Genomic DNA, 21,306 nt, shown 5'->3' with positions numbered 1-21,306 from the left:
TTTCCTCGAAGACGTAAGCGCCCGGAACCGTCCGAGCGACGTTGGCCACTGCGGTGGCCGAGGCAGACGATAAGCGCAGCGGTAATGTTTTGTAAAGTGAGGGCTGCCGAGGGCAACCCTCCCGCCCGATGATTCAGTGCAGCGACTGGTAGCTGTCGCAGGTCAGCTGCCGCAGGCCCAACCCTTCCTTGGTCTGCATGCCCTCGTTGGCCACCTTGCTGAACTCGGTCGGGTTCAGGCCATGATGAACGATGCGCTCCTGCTGGCTACCTTCGGTGATTGCCGTGTAGGACTGTTGACGCAGCGCCAGGTACTGGCTGTCGGCAGCGGCCATGGCCTGGTGGCAGGTCTCCAGCGCCTGGTCATCGAGCCCCTGGCATTTGTCCAACGCGGTGCCCCAGCGCTTGAGGCAGGTTTCGGCGAAATGCCGGACGATCATGCCCGGCTCGGGCAGCACCTTGCCTGTACTGGCGCCGTCGGCGGAGGCATTGCCCACCAGAGTGGCATGCCGGCCGGGGAGCGGGAAGATGCTCATGCGCGTGCCGAACGCGGTCACCGGCACCACGCAGGCGAAGCCCTTGGAGCGTTCGTCACGGGCGTAGAAACCGACATACTCCTTCACGTTCGCGCCCAACTGCACGCGATCAGCCTGGATGTTCCCCACACCCGGGACAGGATCAATGGCGAAGATGTTGACCGGTACGTCGCGCAGTTGCGGATCTGCAACCATGGCATTGGCCAGCATATGGCAACTGATCCCGCCACGGCTCCAGCCCACCAGATTGACCACGCTGGGAATCAATGGCTTGCGCATCTGCTTGATCAACTGTTCCTGCAACGCCTGCGGGGTCACGGCACGCTCGCCGTAATCGTAGGTGCGCCAGAACCACGAACCTGCGGCAGAGGCGTCGGGAATCGGAATGCCGGCCTGCTTGAGATGCTCGTATTGCTGCTCGGTCAGTTTGGTCCGTGCCCAGTTGCTCTTGCCCTTGATGACCTGCAACGCATGTTGCACATTTTCGTTCCAGCCTGTGCCGAACAGGGTGCCCGTCACCTTGAGGTGGTCGCCGTCATCGACGAACAAGGCATCGTCCTGCAGATTGCCGCTGCCCGGCCCATCGACCACGATCCAGTCGACGAACTCTCTGCCGCCGGTATGGCTGGCCAGGGTGGCAATCAGTTCGCCGTTCCAGAAATTGGGATTGCTGTCATCGAATCGGTGGGAGCCGGTGCCGCAGAAGTACACGGTGAACGCACTCATCTCGGTGCCTCCAGAAGGTTGGGGCATCGAAACTATGCGGTATGACCGAAGGCCAGCAGCCGGAAACCCTGCCGGGTTTCGGCCGCACCATGAAAAAACCCGGCGCTAGGCCGGGTTTTCAGTGAAGCGTGAAGCGGTTTCAGCGAGCGTAGGTCATCAGCACATCGGTCGCGGTCTGGCTGTCCACCGACATCATCAGGCTCAAGGCCATGACGGTGAGGATGGAGAAGCCGAACACTTTGCGCGCCCACTTGCTGTCGTCCTCGGCCTTGTAACCACCCCAGGCCATGTACAGCCAGTACAGGCCCATGGCAGCGGCGACGGCCAGGTAAGCCAGGCCAGCATAGCCACCGAGGGTGAGCATGACGGTGGCGAGCACGAAGGCCAGCACGTACAGCACGATCTGCTTCTTCGCTGCCAGGATACCGCGGGCCACCGGCAGGACCGGAATGTTGGCCGCGCTGTAGTCCTTGAAGCGGAAGATGGCGATGGCGAAGCTGTGCGGCATCTGCCACAGGCTGAACATCACCAGCAGCGTGACCGCTGCCAGGTCGAAGCTGTTGCTCACGGCGCAATAGCCGATTACCGGAGGCATGGCACCGGACAGGCTGCCAACCAAGGTGCCGTGCACCGATTTACGCTTGAGCCACAGGCTGTAGAAGCCCACGTAGACCACGAAGCCGATCAGCGCGCAGTACGCCGACAGCGGGTTGGCCTGGACGTACAGCAGGCTGAAACCCGCCACCCCGAGCAGGGTGGCGTAGATCAGCGCGAGGGGCAGCGACATGCCGCCCTGGACCATGACGCGGTTCTTGGTACGTTCCATCTTCTGGTCGATGTCACGGTCGATGCAGTTGTTGAACACGCAACCGGATGCGACCACCAGCGAAGTACCGACCACCACGGCCAGGAACAGGGCGAAGTCCACATGGCCCTTCGCGGCAAGGAAGAAACCGCCCGCCACGGAAAGCACGTTACCGAAAATGATCCCCGGTTTGGTGATTTGGATAAAGTGCTTCACGGACATGCAGTCTTACCTCACTTGGCCAGCATTTCGAAGTGGATGCTGAACATGATCCACAGCGACAAGCCGACCAGCAGTGCGATCACCAGGGTGGTGAACAGGAACGTCGACACGTTGGAGCTCTGCTCTTTCGAGCGATCCATGTGCAGGAAGTACACCAGGTGGACGACCACCTGGATAACGGCCATGGCGACGATGACCAGCACGGTCAGGTTCTTCGGCAGCATCGGCGACATCGCCAGCGCGAACGGAATCGCGGTGAGGATGATCGAGAGGACGAAGCCGATCATGTACGACTTCACGCTGCCGTGGTTGCCTTCGTGATGAGTGTCGTGTGCGTTAGCCATTACAGAACCCCCAGCAGGTAGACGACGGTGAATACGCAGATCCAGACCACGTCCAGGAAGTGCCAGAACAGGCTCAGGCAGCTCATGCGGGTCTTGGCGGTCGGCGTGATGCCCTTGGTCTGGATCTGGTACATCAGGATCGCCATCCAGATCAGGCCCGAGGTCACGTGCAGACCGTGGGTGCCGACCAGGGCGAAGAAGCCCGAGAGGAAACCACTGCGCTGCGGGCCGTAGCCCTCCATGATCAGGTGATGGAACTCATAGATTTCCATCGCGATGAAGCCTGCACCGAACAGGAAGGTCACTGCCAACCAGCCCAGTACACCTGCCTTGTTGCCGGCGAACATCTTCAGCATGGCGAAGCCGAAAGTGATCGAGGACAGCAGCAGGAACGCCGTTTCGACCAGCACGAAGTCGAGCTGGAAGATGTCATGACCCGACGGGCCGCCGGCAAAACTGCCGGACAGCACCGCGTAGGTGGCGAAGAGCGACGCAAACAGGATGCAGTCGGTCATCAGGTACAGCCAGAAACCGAAGACGGTCATCTGGCCCGAGTCGTGGTGGTGATCGTCGTGCCCATGGTCATGGCCATGGGCGTCACCGTGAATTACTTGACTGGACATTGATTACACCCGTTCAAACGTTTTCGACACGTGCGCCACCGGTAGGCACACCGGCAAGCTGCAGGGCCCGTTGGCGTTCACCTTCGATGCGCGCCACTTCTTCGGCAGGCACCATGTAGCCCTGGTCGTCACGCGCAGCGTGGCGAACGAAGACCGCGATGGTCGCTACCAGGCTCAGGCCTACCAGCCACCAGATGTGCCAGATGAAGGCGAAGCCGAACACGGTCAGGAACATACCCATGAACAGACCGGTAGAGGTGTTGCTCGGCATGTGGATCGCTTCGTACTTGGCTGGCGCCTTGTAGGCGACACCGGCGTCCTTGGCTTCTTGCCAGGCATCCAGACCGACTTTCTCGGGCATGTGGGCGAAGTTGTAGAACGGTGGTGGCGACGAAGTCGACCATTCCAGGGTACGGCCGCCCCATGGGTCGCCGGTCACGTCCATGTTCTGCTTGCGATCGCGGATCGACACGTAGAGCTGGATCAGCTGGCAGGCGATACCGAACAGGATCAGCACGGCACCGACCACGGCGACGTACAGGTAGGGTTCCCACAGCGGGTTGTCGGAGTGGTTCAGACGACGGGTCATGCCCATGAAGCCCAGGGCGTACAGCGGCATGAAGGCGACGTAGAAGCCCGAGATCCAGAACCAGAAGGCCGCCTTGCCCCACTTCTCGTTGAGGGTGAAGCCGAAGGCTTTCGGGAACCAGAAGGCGAAGCCGGCGATGTAGCCGAACACCGCACCACCGATGATCACGTTGTGGAAGTGGGCGATCACGAACAGGCTGTTGTGCAGCACGAAGTCAGCACCCGGAACGGCCAGCAGAACGCCGGTCATGCCACCGATGGAGAAGGTGACCATGAAGCCCAGGGTCCAGAGAATCGGCGGGGTGAAGCGCAGACGGCCCTGGTAGATGGTGAACAGCCAGTTGAACAGCTTCACACCGGTCGGGATGGAGATCAGCATCGTCGCCAGGCCGAAGAAGGTGTTGACGCTGGCGCCGGCACCCATGGTGAAGAAGTGGTGCAGCCAGACCGCGAAGCCCAGGATGGCGATCGCACCCGATGCGTAGATCATCGCGTGGTGGCCGAACAGGCGCTTGCTGGCGAAGGTCGAGGTCACTTCCGAGAACACGCCGAAGGCCGGCAGGATCAGGATGTACACCTCGGGGTGACCCCAGGCCCAGAACAGGTTGACGTACATCATCGGGTTCCCACCAAGCTCGTTGGTGAAGATGTGGAAGTCCAGATAACGGTCAACGGTCAGCAGGGCCAGTGCAGCGGTCAGGATCGGGAAGGAAGCGACGATCAGCACGTTGGCCCAGGTGCAGGTCCAGGTGAAAATCGGCATATCCATCAGCTTCATGCCAGGTGCACGCATCTTCAGGACGGTGACCAGGAAGTTCACGCCCGTCAATGTCGTGCCTAGACCTGATAGCTGTAGCGCCCAGATATAGTAATCGACCCCCACGCCAGGGCTGTACTGGATACCCGCAAGCGGCGGATAGGCCACCCAGCCGGTCTTGGCGAATTCGCCGACGCCCAGCGAGATGTTCACCAGCAGCACGCCTGCCAGCAGCAGGTAGAAGCTCAGGGAGTTCAGGAACGGGAAGGCAACGTCACGTGCACCGATCTGCAGAGGCAGGGCCAGGTTCATCAGGCCGGTGAAGAACGGCATCGCCATGAAGATGATCATGATCACACCGTGGGCGGTGAAGATCTGGTCATAGTGTTCAGGCGGCAGGTAGCCTTCGGAGCCGCCGGTGGCGACGGCCAGCTGGGTACGCATCATGATGGCGTCGGCAAAGCCGCGCAGCAGCATGACCATCGCGACGATGATGTACATCACCCCGATCTTCTTGTGGTCGACCGTGGTCAGCCACTCGGTCCACAGGTAGGACCACTTGCGGAAATAGGTGATGGCACCAACGACGGCGATACCACCGAGCGCGATCATGGCAAGCGTCACCATGACTATCGGCTCGTGATAGGGTATCGCCTCCAGGCTTAATTTACCGAACATCTCTTACTCCTCTGCACCGGCAGCTGGTTGCATACTCGATTCCACACCCTTGGTAGTGGCCAGGTCTTTGCTGCCTGCTTCTTCATGGCTCGGACGACCGCGGTTCATGCCTTCGTACTTGTCGACGATGAGCTGGAACGTGTCAGGCGAAGCCTCGCTGTACAGCGCGACTGGGTTGTTTTCGCTTGGTTTGGCCAAGGCGTCGTATTCGGCCTTGTCCAGCTTCTTCGGCGACGCCTTCACTTGCGCGACCCAGGCATCGAAGTCGGCTTGCGAGGTGGCGGTTGCCTTGAATTTCATACCGGTGAAGCCCGCACCGCTGTAGTTCGCCGAGATACCGTCGAACTCGCCATTTTCGTTGGCGATCAGGTGCAGCTTGGTGGTCATGCCGGCCATCGCGTAGATCTGGCCGCCCAGGCCAGGGATGAAGAACGAGTTCATCACGGCGTCGGAGGTCACGCGGAAGTTGACCGGGGTGTTGGCCGGGAAGACGATCTTGTTGACCGTGGCGATGCCTTGCTCCGGATAGATGAACAGCCACTTCCAGTCCAGGGCCACCACGTCGATCTGCACCGGTTTCACATCGGAATCCAGTGGACGGTAGGGGTCCAGTTTATGGGTGGACTTGTAGGTGACGTAGCCCAGCACGATGATGATCAGGATCGGGATGATCCACACCGCCGCCTCGATCTTGGTCGAGTGCGACCAGTCAGGCGTGTAGGTGGCCGCCGTGTTGGAAGCACGGTACTTCCAGGCGAAGACCAGGGTCATGATGATGACCGGGATCACCACCAGCAGCATCAGGCCGATCGCGATCAGGATCAGGTTCTTTTGCTCAATGCCGACCTGGCCCTTGGGGTCGAGCAGGGTCCAGTTGCACCCACTGAGTAAAAGCATGCCTAAAAAGGGCAATATGCCAAACAGTCTGGGGTAACGCTTTTTACTCATCTCACGACCTCTAGATCAGCTTGCTTCAATGCAATGTGTTTTGTTCGCCAACACTTCGTCCTGCCCAGCGTTAGCATTTTTAAGCCCGAACTCCCTCCGGCCTGTGATCCGACTGCAGGATCTGGGCGTTGGAAGTATGGTCGAGCTTGGGGTTTTTCGTAGGCTAAAGGCCTGTACTTCAGACCAAGTCCATTTGGTGCGGAAAACGCGGAGGGGTGTCCGCCCGGATCGCCGTTGGGCGAAACTTGTCGAAGTCAGCAAAAGGAGCGCTGGGGCTTCCTTCAATCCTGCGACTTGCAAGCAGTGCCGAACGGAAATTGGGGGCGATTGTAGATAGGTAGCCCCCCCTTTACTATGACTTATTGAGCAACAGTCCTTTACCGAATCGGTAACAATCAGCGCTCAAAAATCAACTTCGCGACAGTTTGTCGCACCCTCGGCTGTAGACCCGAAACCCGCATGCTGCAAGGGCTGGAACTTGATCTACATCAGCCGAGGACAGGTTTTCGATACCGATTAAGCTGCGCAATGGGCCTGCGTCATACAAGGACTTTTGTCTAAGCCCGACGGCGATTTCGGTAGATCCCCAGTGGCACCAGGAGGGCAGTGAGGACGAAGGCCACCAGCGCCCATTGCGCCAGCGACAGCCCCAGGATCGGCGGGTAGGGCGTGGTGCAGAAACCATCGACCTGGAACGCCAGCGGCCAGACCTGCGCCAGTGGCAGGTCGTCGACGATCGGTTGCAGCACATCGATGCCACAGCTGACGGCGGGGTTGGCGAGTATATACACATGGTTGCCGGCCGCAACGATTCCGCCAATGGCGCTGAGCACCACCAACGCTTCGAAGAAGGTCAGGCTGCGCCGCCCCGGCATGGCGGCTGCGATGAACGCGAACAGGGCGATCAACAGCAAGGCGTAGCGCTGCAGGATGCACAGCGGGCACGGTGCTTCGCCCAGCACCACCTGCATATAAAGAGCGCCGCCGATCAACGACAGGCAGATCAGCCCCAGCAGTACCAGAAAGCGCCGTTCCCGATTCAGGCGCAGGTTGTGTTCGTTCATGACCGGTTCCTTCGTTGGAGAGTTGCAGGCCTGCTGCCCTATGGCCCATGCCCAAAGCCCGCCAGTCTACACGGCGCGGGCACCCGGCGATGGATGAAAAGGTGACAGTGCGGTGCGGCCCGGGCTTTCCATGGGAAGCTCAGACCGACAGTCTGCAGGTCGGTTCACCCATCCGATGACAAAGACGTGGGTGAGCGAAAGTGAAGGATACGGCGATTAACGGTGGGTTAAAAACACTGCACTACTGATAGAGAAACCGGGCCGAGCGTGGCCCGGCCCGGTCTCTGACCCGCTACTCCAAGGCCGCAGCCGGTCCGAAGAACTCGAAGTGGCTCTGCGTTGGCGGCACGCCCAAATGGTTCAAGGAACGCCGGATCGCCGCCATGAAGCCCTTGGGTCCGAGGAAGTAGACGTCCATGTCGCGCTCACGGGGCAACCACTCGGCCAGCAAGTCCTCACTCAGCAGACCCACGGCATCGACGGACCGACTGCCGTCGTGCTCGTCGTAGCAGTAGAAGCGCTGCAGTTGCGGGTGGCGCTCGGCCAATTCATCGACCCATTGGCGAAATGCATGCACCGCGCCATTGCGCGCGCAGTGGATGAAGCGTATCGGACGCTGGGTCTGCAGCGCTGCTTCGAGCATGGCCAGAGTCGGGGTGATCCCTACCCCACCGCTGATCAGCACCAAGGGCTTGTCGCTGGCCTGCAAAGTGAAATCGCCCGCAGGCGGAAACAGTGTGACGGTAGTGTCGACTTGCAGATGATCGTGCAGGTAATTGGAGACCACACCCCCGTCCTCGCGTTTGACGCTGATGCGGTACTGCCGGCCATCGCTGAGCGACGACAGCGAATAGTTGCGGCGCTGCTCGCGGCCCTCGATGAACAACTGCACACCGATGTACTGCCCAGGCTCAGCCTTGAGCACCGCCGCGCCATCGACCGGCTCGAAGTAGAACGAGACGATTTCCGCGCTCTCTTGCTCGCGGCGCACCAGACGGAACGCCCGCCCGCCCCGCCAGCCGCCCTCGGCTTGCTCCTTGGCCTGGTACAACTGCTCTTCGGCGCCGATGAGAATCTCGGCCAATTGCCCGTAAGCCGCCGCCCAGGCTTCGATCACCGCCGGCGTGGCGATCTCGCTGCCCAGCACCTCTTCGATGGCACGCAGCAGGCAGCGGCCGACGATGGGGTAGTGCTCGGGCAGAATCTGCAGGGCCACGTGCTTGTTGATGATCTGTCCTACTAGACCGCCCAGGGCGTCGAGCCGGTCGATGTGCTTGGCGTACATCAGCACGCCGTTGGCCAGCGCGCGCGGTTGGTCGCCGCTGGCCTGGTGCGCCTGGTTGAACAGCGGACGCACTTCGGGATACTCGCTGAGCATCATCTTGTAGAAGTGGGTGGTCAGTGCCTCGCCCCCGCTTTCGAGCAGGGGGACGGTGGCCTTGATGATTGCACGGTGTTCGGCATTGAGCATTGCTGCGACTCCTGAGCCTTGGGCTTCGAATGATTACACCGGTCGTTTCACCAATCGTGCCAACTGGCAGGCCCTGCGAAATCAAGCCCTGGAGCGGATTCATGTCATATTGACCAGTGTCCGCGTATAGTCAGGATGACCAACAGGAGTCCAAATGACTGCAAAACCCCTGCTCACCGCCCTCCTCCCTTTGGTCAGCGATCTGTCGCGCGACCTGCCCGACCAAGAGCGCTATCGGCGCCTGCTACAAGCCCTGCGCACGCTGCTGCCCTGCGATGCCGCCGCGCTGCTGCGTCTGGAGGGCGACTGGCTGGTGCCACTGGCGATCAACGGGCTGGCCACCGATACCCTCGGCCGGCGCTTCAAGGTCAGTGACCATCCGCGTTTCCAGGTGCTGCTCAGCCGCCCGCAACCAACCCGCTTCGCCAGCGACTCCCCATTGCCCGATCCGTACGACGGCCTGGTCGAAGCCACCGATGTCGATCTACACGTGCACGACTGCATGGGCTGTCCTTTGATGATCGAAGAGCGCCCGTGGGGACTGCTGACCCTCGATGCGCTGACCCCCGGGCAGTTCCAGAGCCTGGAACTCGACGCGCTGGAAGCCTTCGCCAGCCTTGCCGCAGCCACCGTCACCGTGGCCGAACGCATCGACCAGTTGGCGCTGCGCGTGCAGGACGAGCAACGTCGGGCCGACCTTTTCCGCCAGGCCACTGACCGCAGCCAGGAGTTGATCGGCCAGAGTCCGGCGCACAAGCGCCTGCTCGAGGAGTTGCGTCTGGTCGCCGGCAGCGATCTCACCGTCTTGATCACGGGCGAAACCGGGGTGGGCAAGGAGTTGGTCGCCCAAGCCCTGCACCAGGCCAGCCACCGCGCCGACAAACCGATGATCAGCCTCAACTGCGCCGCCCTGCCCGACACCCTGGTGGAAAGCGAGCTGTTCGGGCACGTGCGTGGTGCGTTCACCGGTGCCCACGGCGAACGGCGCGGCAAGTTCGAGCTGGCCGACGGCGGCACGCTGTTTCTCGATGAAGTGGGTGAATTGCCGTTGGCCGTACAGGCCAAACTGCTGCGCGTGTTGCAGAGTGGGCAACTGCAGCGCTTGGGTTCGGACCGGGAACACCGGGTGGATGTGCGGCTGATCGCCGCCACCAACCGCGACCTGGCCGCCAGCGTGCGCGCGGGTCAATTCCGTGCCGATCTTTATCATCGTTTGAGCGTCTATCCGCTGCCGGTGCCTGCGCTGCGCGAGCGGGGTCGCGACGTGTTGTTGCTCGCGGGTTTTTTTCTCGAGCAGAATCGATCGCGCCTGGGGCTCGACAGCCTGCGCTTGACCAAGGCGGCCGAATCGGCGTTGCTGGCCTACGACTGGCCGGGGAACGTGCGTGAGCTCGAGCACCTCATCGGTCGTTGCGCACTCAAAGCGCTGGGGCGTGGCAGGCCCGCCTCGCGACTGCTGGCGCTGGACGCCATCGATCTGGAACTGACCCCAATCACCCGGCACGAACCCGAAGCGGATAGGCCGTCGCTGCACTACCCGGCAGTGCACGAGGGGGGTTTGCGGGAGGCACTGGATGGGTATCAACGCCACGTGATCGAGCAATGCCTGCAACGTCACGGCCACAACTGGGCAGCCGCAGCGCGGGAGCTGGGAATCGACCGCGCCAACCTCGGGCGGTTGGCGCGTCGATTGGGGATTCATGGACAGCAACAAGCGCCAGGCGCCCGGCCTTGAGCAAGGCCCGACCTGAAATCAGGTCGGGCAATCGCCAACGCTTGGTGTCAGCCGGCACTCTCGCTCAAACTGACGGGAATACCGACCAATGTCGACAACTCCCCGCCGTTGACGCGATAACCGAAGTACGCACGTTTGTTGTTGACCTTCAACAAATCGATCCGCCTGAACGACACGACGAGTACATTCGATGGATCGTCGACCGTATAGGTCGGACTTACAAAGTCTCCTGAACTTCGACTTTCGCCTACCCACAACTCGACCACATCGCCCTGTTCGCTGCCGAAGAACGGATCAACTTCCGCTGACAGCTCATCATTCTCCAGCGTTTGATCATTGATTTCATGACGCTGATCGTCGGTAAAAGCAATCGGCGGCAGGGATAATTTCTTTGCGTCTGCTTTCATGTTCAAATCCTCAAGAAAAGTTTCTGCTGCATTGATAGGTGCATGCGCGATCAAGTCGATGGCACGTCACAAACACCGCCGCCCCGGTTCAATGCAAAATACACATAGCCTCGATCTTGAGGAGAACTCGCGCCCGCATCATTGGACAGCGAATATTCAGCGAACCCCCCATTACGGCATATGTAATATGTTTTGCTATAAGGCAGCAGCACATCTACATAGCCCCGATCAATATCCGCTTGGACCAAGGCCTGCTCACCCGTGATTCGAGAATCCTCGATGGGATCGACTTGGCCCGTTGGTGGAGTATATTGACCCAGCGGCACCCGCACGCCATAGAAGTCGTAGCTCACGCGTGGGTTTCTGGACAGTTCGATGTTCTTCACACCACTCAGAGGGATACGGAAACGGGTACCCGCCATGCCAACCGCTCTGATGATGATGTTGCGTGCGTTCGCATCCGGGAAAGTAGCGGGTGCAAGAGGGTCTTCACCACCTGGAACTTGCGATCCAGCCGACACCTTCACCAACTGGGTCGGTGACGAAACGTGGACAGGGATGGGAGCAGGATTGGCACCCAGCAGACGGGTAACCGTGAAGTACACATCGTATTCACCTGTGCCCGTCGCCTTGATCACCGGATCGAAGGGGATGGGGTAGCGGATGTCCGCAGAGCCGTTGGCCGCGTTGACGTGAATCGGCTGCAAGCCCGGATCACCCTGGCCATGCCAATACAGTTGGATGATATCGCCCTCCACCCAGATTGGGTTGCCATCCTTGCCCAGCCTGGGGATCAACGCCTCGGCATCCTTGCCGAAATCGCGCGCTTCAATGGTGTTGTCGGGGCTGGTACCGCATTTGACGACCGGCGGTTGAATATTGCCGTGCACTGGATTTTCGGGGTCTGGATCAGGATCAGGACCGCCGGGGGTTCTGAGGTTGACCTGGACTTGGGTGATAGGGGCATTGACAGGGGCACGGTTACCGCGTTGCAACGTGTAGGTGACGTCCACTGGCCCGTTACCTTGCGCCAGCGCACTGGCGAAGGGGACAGGAAGGGTGACCAGTATCGGCGCATTGCCGACGTCTTGAGCGGTCAGCCTGTAGGGAGGCATCGTCTGCCCCCCCCAGGTCACAACAATCTCGTCGCCCACGGATGCACCAGGATAGGCGGGAATCTGGACATCCACCTCGGGATAGGCATCGTTGTAGGTGATCAGTCCATCATCGGCTTCAGGGATCAGTGGAGCCTGGAGCGCTGGCAATTGGATGAACACGTCAATGGCCACCGGCGACGAAGGCGCGCTGACATTGCCTGCCCAGTCGGTCACCCGGTAAGCGAAGAAGCGACGCCCATCACCCATCGACTCCAGCTCAGCGCGCGTGATGAAGCCGGCAGTAGAAAGCGACGGGTTGGTGACATCGAAGGACTGAGGTAACCAGGTGCCCGAGCCGATGTCCTCGCGCGAGCCGATCCAAAACTCGATCTTGTCTTCGGCCTCACCCTGATAATACGGATTGATCAGCACTGGCAGCGCGTCATTGATCAGATCGGCATCGGTAATGCCGTCCAACTGTTCGTCCGTGAAAGCGATCGGTGGCGGTCTGACACCGGCAGGCGCAAGTTGGTCGAAACGCGTGCGCAACGGGTACCCCGCGGCTTCACCGTCTTCGGAGTCAGGATCGTAAATACCATAATCGAGGGCGATGACTACATCGGTGCCCTTGGCGGGAAACTCATCCATGCGAAACAACATTGTGAATTCTGTAAGAGCAGGGTCGTCCAGTTCGGCCTGGGTGATGACCTTCTCATCGCCGAAAAACACGCCGTCCCGGATGAGTTTAATCGTGTCGAAGGGGCGCAAGTCGGGGCTCTTGGGAACTTTAATTTCGAGATCACGCTGCAGTTCAGCGACCGGCACGATGGTGCGTGTGGGATCTCGAGCAGGAATACGCATCTGCGGCAACTGAAGAATGGAATTTTGCACCAGGCCTGCACTGTTTCTTTGTTGACTAGCGTTCATTGAACAGTCCTCGGGATCGTGGAAGTGGAAGACGAACCTGACCAGAAACTTTCAAGCTCCTTTTATTCACGCTTACCCTCGGCAGCCACGGCTCGACGAGAGCGTCGTTGTCTTGATGCCCATCCGCAGCATCAAGTTAGAGCAGCCCCGTCGCGCCTGTAACCTAGCATTTTTATCAGGTGCGCTATTTCAATGCCGCTCTATAGTCAGGCGTGCAACAAAATCCGTGTTGGAAGAACTCTATGAAATCAACAGGAGTCGCGCTGATGTCCGGATGCCGTTTTACATTCATTCTAATGAAGCGTTCACCCACACTCGTGGCGCTGTGCGCGCTTACCCCTTTCGCATTGGCGGCCAATCTGGGTCCCGGAGACAGCGCTACCGTCAACCCAGGCACCGCTCCTGAGACCTGGACGCTCGAGTCGGCCAGCCTCAGCGTGCTCGCAGGCGCAGAAACGTTGGGGATCAACGCCAGAGCCGGGTCCACAGTGTCGTTGGACGGTGCGTCGGTCAACTCAGGCGCCCAGCCAGGCGTATCCATGATCGGCTCGAACGCCACGATCCGTAACTCGACCATATCCTCGACTTCCGCGACCGGTCTGCAGGCTGTTCGCGCCTTGCAGGCAGGCGCAGCAGGCTCCCTCGTCGAGGTGTCGAACAGCACGATTTCAGGGATCGGACGCGGCGTCACCGTGTCCTCGGGCAGCACGGTGACGCTCACCGACTCGACCATCACCGGCCTGGGTGCACAAGGCACGTCGATTGCCGGTAGTGGCCTTGGGGTATCGATCACTGGCGGCGAAGCGATCCTGCGCGGCAGTAATGCCACGGGCAGCCGCTGGGGGGCGGGTCTGTTCGCGCTCAACAGCGATGAAGCCGCACCACGTCTGGTCCTGGACAACGCCGGCCTGACCTCCCAGGAGGGCAGCGCTATCGTGGTCGGCAACTTGCGCGGCGAGGCCATGCAGGCCGACATCGTCATCGCCAACGGATCACAACTCAACGCTGCGAATCAGACCTTGATCGAAGTCGGCTTGCCGTCCGATCCGGCCGGAGCCATCGCCCAGGCACGGGTCCTGATCGATGCCAGCAGCCTCACCGGCAACATCAGCGCAGCGACTGGTGCCGTGGCCGACGTGACCCTGGCAAACGCGGCAGCCCTGACGGGAGACCTCAACAACCTCAACAGCCTGGCCCTGGACGCCAGTACGGTTGTGGGCAATCTCAATCAACCTCTGGGGTCCAGCGCAACGGCCTCACTGGCCAACGGTTCGCGATTCACCGGCAACTTCAACAATGTCGGCACGCTCACGGCAGACGCCAGCGCCATTGAGGGCAATGTACTGTCCGCCGCTGGCAGCAGCACCCGCGTGGCGCTGGGCAATGCCTCGTCCCTGGACGGCAATGTAACCAACGCCGCCAGCCTGTCCCTGGACAACAGCCGCATGACCGGCGACATGACCCAGGACGTGCCGGGCAGCGGCGCGCTGAACCTGGCCAACGGTGCCGAATTCAACGGCACTGCACGCAATGTCGGCAGCACCACCCTGACCACGGGCTCACGCCTGACCGGCGATGTGGTCGATGGCGGCACGCTGTCGCTCGATGCCAGCAGCCTGCAAGGCAATGTGCTCTCGGCTGCTGGCAGCGGCACCCGCGTGGCGCTGGGCAACGGCTCGACCCTGGACGGCAATGTAACCAACGCCGCCAGCCTGTCCCTGGACAACAGCCGCATGACCGGCGACATGACCCAGGACGTGCCGGGCAGCGGCGCGCTGAACCTGGCCAACGGTGCCGAATTCAATGGCACTGCACGCAATGTCGGCAGCACCACCCTGACCACGGGCTCACGCCTGACCGGCGATGTGGTCGATGGCGGCACGCTGTCGCTCGATGCCAGCAGCCTGCAAGGCAATGTGCTCTCGGCTGCTGGCAGCGGCACCCGCGTGGCGCTGGGCAACGGCTCGACCCTGGACGGCAACATGAACAACGCCGCCAGCCTGGCCCTGGACAACAGCCGCATGACCGGCGACGTGACCCAGGATGCGCCGGGCAGCGGTACGCTGAACCTGGCCAACAGTGCCGAATTCAACGGCACTGCGCGCAATGTCGGCACCACTACCCTGACCACTGGCTCACGCCTGACCGGCGATGTGGTCGATGGCGGCACGCTGTCGCTCGATGCCAGCAGCCTGCAAGGCAATGTGCTCTCGGGCACCGGCAGCACCACAGCGATCCGCCTGAACAACGCCTCGACCCTGGACGGTAACGTGAACAACGTCGCCAGCCTGTCCCTGGACAACAGCCGCATGACCGGCGACATGACCCAGGACGCACCAGGTAGCGGCGCGCTGAGCCTGAGCAACGGTTCACTGTTCACTGGAACCGTGCGCAACGTCGGCGCCACCGCCATCGCCAGCAACGCTCGCCTGAACATGATCAACGACTCGAGCGTCGGCGCCCTCAGCCTCGACGGCGGTACGGTCGACCTGCGGGCCGGTCAGGCCGGGTTCCGCACCTTGACCGCGACCAGCCTCCAAGGTGCGGGCACGTTCGTGCTGGGCACCGATCTGGCCGCCCATCAGAGCGATCTGGTGAACATCGAAGGCCAGGCGCAGGGCCAGCATGGCCTTCTCATCCAGAACACCGGCGCAGAACCGCTGTCGGGGGATCAGCCACAGCGGGTCGTGCACACCGAAGGCGGCCCCGCGCAGTTCAGCCTGATCAGCGAAACCGGCACGGTGGATGTGGGCGCTTACTCCTACTTGCTGCAACAACGCGATACGGACTGGTACCTGGCCCAGGCCGAGACCCCGATCATCTCGCCCAGCGCGACCACCGCCATCGCCGTGTTCAGCGCCGCGCCCAGCGTGTGGTACGGCGAGTTGACCACGCTGCGCAGCCGCATGGGCGAACTGCGTGACGGCGGCGCCGGCCAGGGCGGGGTCTGGGCGCGCACCTACGCCAATCGCTATCGGGTTTCGACCGCTGACCAAGTCGACTACCAACAGACCCAACAAGGTATCTCCTTCGGTATCGACACCGCATTACCCGCCGAAAGCGGACAGTGGCTGGTCGGGGTCATGGGCGGCTACAGCGACTCGGAGCTGAACATGCGCCTGGGCAGCAATGGCCGCGTCGACAGTTTCTACCTGGGCCTGTACAGCACTTGGTTGACCGACAGCGGCTATTACCTCGATGCCGTGATCAAGGCCAACCGCTTCGACAACAAAGCCGATGTGCGCATGAGCGACGGGAACAAGGCCGAAGGTGATTATTCCAACTATGGCGTGGGCGGCCAGGTCGAGGCCGGCCGACACATCAAGCTCGATGACGGCTGGTTCATAGAGCCTTATGCCCAGGTCGCTGCTTTGTGGGTGGAGGGCGAGAACTATCGACTCGACAACGATCTGCGAGCCAGCAGCAACAAGGCAGACTCCCTGCTCGGCAAGGTCGGCACACACATTGGTCGGACCATCCCCCTGCAATCCGGCGGTTTCGTGCAGCCCTACGTGAAAGTCGCTGCCGCCCGCGAATTCGCGCGCAACAATGAAGTCAAGGTGAACGACAACACTTTCCATGACGACCTCTCCGGTGCCCGCGCCGAATTCGGCGGGGGCGTGGTCGCCAAGATCAGCGGCACGTTGCAGGCCCATGTCGATGTCGACTACAGCACTGGCAAGCATATCGAACAGCCCTGGGGCGTGAACGTCGGGGTACGCTTTAGCTGGTAATTTGAAAGCCAATGCAGCAGCAGGTGTAGGTTTTTTCCTGCTGCTCTTGCGAATCCTCCTACATCATCAGGAAGGCTGTCAGGATTGAATCTCGCCGTCATTTTTTTACGGTCGAATCCAATCATGAAACCTACCTTACTCGCCCAGCACCTGGTGGCGCTGGGCTTTATCGCTGTGCCGATAGCGGTCGACGCCGCGACGATCGTCGTGCCCGAGGGACGCACGCTCGCCGTGGACCCGTCATCGCCGCTCAACGACTACAACCTCAAAGCCGGCGCAACGCTCAATGTCAGGCCCGGAGCGGCCACCCAGCACATACTGGCCAACGGCGCCAAGGTGAACATCAACAACGCCGAGGTCAGCGCCCAGGGCAAGAACGGCATCGCGCTCTACAACAGTCACGCGGTCATCGATAGCAGCCGGATCGTAGCCACGCTCGACCCGGCCCGGCCTGATGAACAGGCTTTCGGCATTCGTCTGTCCGGCTTCCAGGAAGCATCCAGCGCCTTCATCTCCAACAGTTTCGTCTCCGGGATCGCCCGGGGCATCAACGCCGCCAACAGCGCACTGGTGGACCTGACCAACACCGAGGTTCATGGCGTGGCGGGTACGCCGGGCGTCGATCGGCTGCCGGGTGGTGTCGGTGTGGTCGTAGCTGGCGCCAGTGTCCGGATTCGTGAGAACAGCCGGATAATCGGCGACAACAACGGTGTCGTGACCTTCGGCGGCGCGCGAGGCCCTGGGGATCACAACGCTCACCTGCTGATCGACAACTCCACCGTCGAGGGGCGCGAGGGCAGCGCCATCAGGGTTTACACCCCTCCGCTTGTGGACACGCAGGTCAACATTCATGTCGCCAATGGATCGCGCCTGGTGGGCGGCAACGGCATCATTCTGGAAGTCCAGGACGATGCCAAGGTCGACTTCTCGGTGAGCGACAGCCGCCTGACTGGCGACATCGTGGCCAGCGAAGACGCCACGGTCGACTTGACCCTGGCGGACAACGCCAGCCTGACCGGCACCATCAGCAACGCCAGCTCGCTGAACATCGACGGCTCTTCGCTGTGGACCCTCACCGGCGACTCGAATCTGGACCGCCTGAATCTCGATCAGGGCACGGTGAGCCTGCGCGGTGAACCGGCCAACGCAGGCTTCACCCGCTTGCAACTGGGCGAACTGTCCGGCAGTGGCACCTTCATGCTCGGCGCCGACCTGACCACCGGACAGGGCGACTTCGTCGACGTCAGCGGCAAGGCCAGCGGCGATCACCGCCTGTTGGTGGAGAACACCGGTACCGATCCCAATGCGGCGGTATCCGCTCATCACGTGGTGCACACCGGCGAAGGCAGCAGTTCACGCTTCGACCTGGTCGGCGGGCAGGTCGACTTCGGCACCTATGCCTACGACCTCGAGCAGCGCGGCGACGACTGGTTCCTCGTGCGCAAAAGCAACACCACGACCCCCGGCACCCGCTCGGTGACGGGCCTGTTTAGCGCGGCGCCAACCGTCTGGTACGGCGAGTCCTCCACCCTGCGTACCCGCATGGGCGAGTTGCGCAACGGTCAGGACCAGGGCGGCGGCTGGCTGCGCAGCTACGGCAACAAGCACAAAGTCAGCGCCGGCGCCGGTGCCGCCTACGATCAGACCCAGCAAGGCATCGCCTTCGGTGCCGACATGCCGATCGCCAGCAGCGATGGCCAGTGGCTGATCGGCCTGATGGGCGGCTACAGCCGCTCGAACCTGGACCTGTCCGGCGGGACCTCGGGCAAGGTCGACAGCTTCCACGTGGGTGCCTACAGCACCTGGCTGGCCGATGACGGCCTGTACATCGATGCGTTGATCAAGGCCAACCGCTTCCAGAACAGCTCTGACGTGCGCATGAGCGATGGCCGCAAAGCCAAGGGCGACTACAGCAACAACGGGGTCGGTGCCACGGTTGAGGTGGGCAAGCACTTCAAGCTCAAGGACGGCTGGTTCGTCGAACCGTACACCCAACTCTCGACGCTGTGGATCGATGGCGCCGACTACACCCTGGACAACGGCATGCGCGCCAATGCCAACAGCGCCAGTTCAGTACTGGGCAAGGTCGGCAGTCATGTCGGGCGCAACTTCCCGCTCAAAGACGGTGGCTTCGTACAGCCTTACGTGAAGGTCGCCGCTGCCCATGAATTCGCCCGCGACAACCAGGTGCGGGTCAACGGCAACAAGTTTGCCAATGACCTCTCCGGCAGCCGCATCGAACTGGGCACCGGGATCTCGGCACAAGTGTCAGACACGCTGCAGGTTCAGGCCGGCTTCGACTACATGAAGGGCAAGCACATCGAGCAGCCCTGGGGCGTGAGTGTCGGCGTGCGCTACAACTGGTGACGCGCCAGTCCGAGGAGTGCGGGTTCACCCGCGCTCCCGATCCTCGGGCGCGGGCAACGCCACTTCGATACTGATTCATCGCGGGCCACCGCCTGGTCTTCAAGGCCGTGGCCCGCATTTCTTTTTCGCCCCCTCAAGCCTGGCCGCGCCAGGCCGATAAGCTGGGTATCCTCCCGTTTCGATACTCCCGAAGGTTGCCCATGGCCACGCCCAATGCCCGCGCGGACGCATTGTCCCTGCTGCTGTTCACCCTGCGAAGCGGCAAGCTGATGGCGATCAATCTGCTCAAAGTGAGCGAAATCATCCCCTGCCCGTCGCTGACCAAGCTTCCCGAATCCCACCCCCACGTCAAAGGCGTGGCCACCCTGCGCGGGCAGTCGCTGTCGGTGATCGACCTGTCCCGGGCGATCGGCGAGCAACCGCTGGCCGACCCGGACGGCGGCTGCCTGATCGTCACCGACATCAGCCGCTCGCGCCAGGGGCTGCACGTCCAGGCGGTAAGCCGCATCGTGCATTGCCTGAGCACCGACATCAAACCGCCACCTTATGGTTCCGGCAACCGTTCCTACATCACCGGCGTCACCCGCGTGGACAACGCGCTGGTGCAGGTGCTGGATATCGAAAAGGTCATCCACGGCATCGCGCCACCGCCGCCCGAAGCCCCTTCCGGCCAGCTCGCCGAGGAAGATGCCAGCCTGCTCGCGGCGGCCAACATCCTGGTGGTGGACGACAGCCAGGTGGCCCTGCAACAGTCCGTGCACACCCTGCGCCACCTCGGGCTGGAATGCCACACCGCACGCAGCGCCAAGGACGCGATCAACGTGCTGCTGGAACAGCAGGGCACCGGGCAGGAAATCAACATCGTGGTGTCCGACATCGAGATGTCGGAAATGGATGGCTACGCCTTCACCCGGACGCTACGCGAGACACCCGACTTCCAGCACCTCTATGTCCTGCTGCACACCTCGCTGGACAGCGCGATGAGCGCCGAAAAGGCCAAGCTCGCCGGTGCCAACGCAATCCTCACCAAGTTTTCCTCGCCCGAGCTGACCGACTGCCTGGTGGTGGCGGCGCGCGCGGTGCATGCGGAAAAACGCTGATACAGTTGGCGGCCTAGTGCCTTCACTTGATGAAGGGTAGGACTCGGGCATACTTCCTACCCTTCCGAGTCTATTTGTCGGTATCGCCATGACACTTCTTCGTACTGCCCTGATCGCGCTGGCCATGACCGCCGGCGCGGCCCATGCCTCCAGTTCCGACGCCTGGAACCAGTACCGCCAGCAGATGGTCAAGAGTTGCCTGGCCGCCAGCCAGTTCAAGGATGCCCATGCCCTGGGCAAGCCTGCCGAGTTCGACGACCGTACCGCCTACAGCGCACTGCTGATCGAAGGCGTCTACAAACCCAAGCACATGAAAAACCGGGCCGGCACCGAACTGTGCCTGTACGATCGCGCCCAGCACCAGGCCTACGTCACCGAATGGAAGCCGGGCGCGAAGTGAGCGAGGGCCTGCGCTTCGCCTGCACCGGCTGTGGCAAGTGCTGCAGCGGTCACCATGTGCCGCTGACGCTTGCCGAATCGCACCAGTGGGCCCGTGACGGTGGCCAGGTGGTGGTGCTGATCGAAGGGTTCCTCGCCGATGGCCCCGGCATGCCGCCCGAACAGCGCGACCACGTGCTACGCCGCTCGCTGGCCGTGCCCTGCGGCAATGCCCAACTGCACGTTTCGGTCACCTTCGCCGCCTTCAACCCCGGCCGCTGCCGTCATCTTGATGCCGACAACCTGTGCGGCATCTATGCAACTCGGCCGCTGGTGTGCCGTATCTACCCGGCGGAAATCAATCCGCACCTGCCGCTGCGCCCAGACGCCAAGGACTGCCCGCCCGAAGCCTGGCAGCAAGGCCCGCAACTGATCGTTGGCAATCGCCCTGCCGATCCACACCTCGCCGCCCTGATCGACGCATCGCGCCAGGCCGACCGCGACGACATCGCCGCCAAGGTCGCGGTCTGCCAGAGGCTGGGCATGACCACCAGCGCGCTCAAAGGCAATGGTTTCACCGCCTGGCTGCCTGACATGCAGGCCTTCCTGACGGCGCTGGAAAGCAGGCAGCAGGCACCCGCCGCCGCGTGGTCGGTGCACTTGGAAGACTCCGACCTGACGCAAGATCTGCAACAGCACGGGCTGCTGACCACCGCCCAAGCGCCGGTGTACTACGCCTTCATCGGGTTCTGACGCATCCACCCTGAAGGATCTTCAGCGGCTGCGGCGCCAGAACTCGT

At 61.9% G+C, this 21,306-nt stretch carries 16 protein-coding genes; 6 read left to right on the top strand and 10 right to left on the bottom strand.

Translation table 11 applies throughout. The annotated features are described in order from the left end of the window. Positions 1-133: 133 nt before the first annotated feature. From NJ69_RS00835 to hmpA, 8 genes are all read right to left on the bottom strand, one after another. On the bottom strand, positions 134-1,261 hold the full coding sequence (locus NJ69_RS00835) for a hypothetical protein (protein ID WP_039575378.1): 1,128 nt from the start codon (positions 1,259-1,261) through the stop codon (positions 134-136). A 139-nt stretch (positions 1,262-1,400) separates the two neighbouring features. Further along, positions 1,401-2,288 carry a heme o synthase gene (gene cyoE, locus NJ69_RS00830; RefSeq protein WP_039575376.1) on the bottom strand — a complete coding sequence of 296 codons (888 nt, stop codon included), beginning with the start codon at positions 2,286-2,288 and terminating at the stop codon, positions 1,401-1,403. Between the two features lie 11 nt (positions 2,289-2,299). Next, positions 2,300-2,632: a cytochrome o ubiquinol oxidase subunit IV gene (cyoD, locus tag NJ69_RS00825; protein WP_029613086.1), complete on the bottom strand. Its 333-nt coding sequence runs from the start codon at positions 2,630-2,632 to the stop codon at positions 2,300-2,302. Continuing rightward, positions 2,632-3,255: a cytochrome o ubiquinol oxidase subunit III gene (cyoC, locus tag NJ69_RS00820; RefSeq protein WP_029613087.1), complete on the bottom strand. Its 624-nt coding sequence runs from the start codon at positions 3,253-3,255 to the stop codon at positions 2,632-2,634. The genes cyoD and cyoC overlap by 1 nt, the downstream gene beginning before the upstream one ends. A 13-nt stretch (positions 3,256-3,268) precedes the next feature. Continuing rightward, complete coding sequence (gene cyoB / locus NJ69_RS00815) at positions 3,269-5,278, bottom strand: cytochrome o ubiquinol oxidase subunit I (protein WP_029613088.1); 2,010 nt, start codon at positions 5,276-5,278, stop codon at positions 3,269-3,271. A gap of 3 nt (positions 5,279-5,281) precedes the next feature. After that, complete coding sequence (cyoA, locus tag NJ69_RS00810) at positions 5,282-6,226, bottom strand: ubiquinol oxidase subunit II (RefSeq protein WP_039575374.1); 945 nt, start codon at positions 6,224-6,226, stop codon at positions 5,282-5,284. A gap of 557 nt (positions 6,227-6,783) precedes the next feature. Next, entirely contained in the window at positions 6,784-7,290 is a 507-nt protein-coding gene (locus tag NJ69_RS00805) for a disulfide bond formation protein B (protein ID WP_029613089.1), read from the bottom strand. 292 nt (positions 7,291-7,582) lie between these two features. Further along, positions 7,583-8,761, bottom strand: coding sequence for an NO-inducible flavohemoprotein (hmpA, locus tag NJ69_RS00800; RefSeq protein ID WP_039575371.1), 1,179 nt, complete (start codon positions 8,759-8,761; stop codon positions 7,583-7,585). A gap of 154 nt (positions 8,762-8,915) precedes the next feature. Here hmpA and norR point away from each other — a divergent pair, with 154 nt between their 5' ends. Then, entirely contained in the window at positions 8,916-10,496 is a 1,581-nt protein-coding gene (gene norR, locus NJ69_RS00795; RefSeq protein WP_052191958.1) for a nitric oxide reductase transcriptional regulator NorR, read from the top strand. A 47-nt stretch (positions 10,497-10,543) separates the two neighbouring features. Here norR and NJ69_RS00790 read toward each other — a convergent pair whose 3' ends face one another. Both NJ69_RS00790 and NJ69_RS00785 read right to left on the bottom strand, forming a co-directional pair. Then, on the bottom strand, positions 10,544-10,903 hold the full coding sequence (locus NJ69_RS00790) for a hypothetical protein (RefSeq protein ID WP_039575368.1): 360 nt from the start codon (positions 10,901-10,903) through the stop codon (positions 10,544-10,546). 50 nt (positions 10,904-10,953) lie between these two features. After that, on the bottom strand, positions 10,954-12,927 hold the full coding sequence (locus NJ69_RS00785; RefSeq protein WP_039575365.1) for a hypothetical protein: 1,974 nt from the start codon (positions 12,925-12,927) through the stop codon (positions 10,954-10,956). Positions 12,928-13,169: 242 nt separating this feature from the next. On the opposite strand from NJ69_RS00785, the gene NJ69_RS00775 reads away from it, so the two are divergent. The 5 genes from NJ69_RS00775 (at position 13,170) to NJ69_RS00755 (ending at position 21,259) form a co-directional block, all read left to right on the top strand. After that, positions 13,170-16,661, top strand: coding sequence for an autotransporter outer membrane beta-barrel domain-containing protein (locus tag NJ69_RS00775; protein WP_080754698.1), 3,492 nt, complete (start codon positions 13,170-13,172; stop codon positions 16,659-16,661). Positions 16,662-16,784: 123 nt separating this feature from the next. Next, positions 16,785-19,028: an autotransporter outer membrane beta-barrel domain-containing protein gene (locus NJ69_RS00770; protein WP_039575362.1), complete on the top strand. Its 2,244-nt coding sequence runs from the start codon at positions 16,785-16,787 to the stop codon at positions 19,026-19,028. Positions 19,029-19,228: 200 nt separating this feature from the next. Further along, positions 19,229-20,128 carry a chemotaxis protein gene (locus NJ69_RS00765; RefSeq protein WP_039575360.1) on the top strand — a complete coding sequence of 300 codons (900 nt, stop codon included), beginning with the start codon at positions 19,229-19,231 and terminating at the stop codon, positions 20,126-20,128. Between the two features lie 88 nt (positions 20,129-20,216). Continuing rightward, positions 20,217-20,528, top strand: coding sequence for a hypothetical protein (locus NJ69_RS00760; RefSeq protein ID WP_039575358.1), 312 nt, complete (start codon positions 20,217-20,219; stop codon positions 20,526-20,528). Continuing rightward, entirely contained in the window at positions 20,525-21,259 is a 735-nt protein-coding gene (locus tag NJ69_RS00755; protein WP_039583040.1) for a YkgJ family cysteine cluster protein, read from the top strand. Before NJ69_RS00760 ends, NJ69_RS00755 begins: the two co-directional genes overlap by 4 nt. Positions 21,260-21,306 lie beyond the last annotated feature (47 nt).

The organism is Pseudomonas parafulva (assembly GCF_000800255.1).
GTDB lineage: Bacteria > Pseudomonadota > Gammaproteobacteria > Pseudomonadales > Pseudomonadaceae > Aquipseudomonas > Aquipseudomonas boreofloridensis.
The sequence above is the reverse complement of the archived record's forward strand: the minus strand, read 5'-3'. Positions and strand labels throughout refer to the sequence as shown.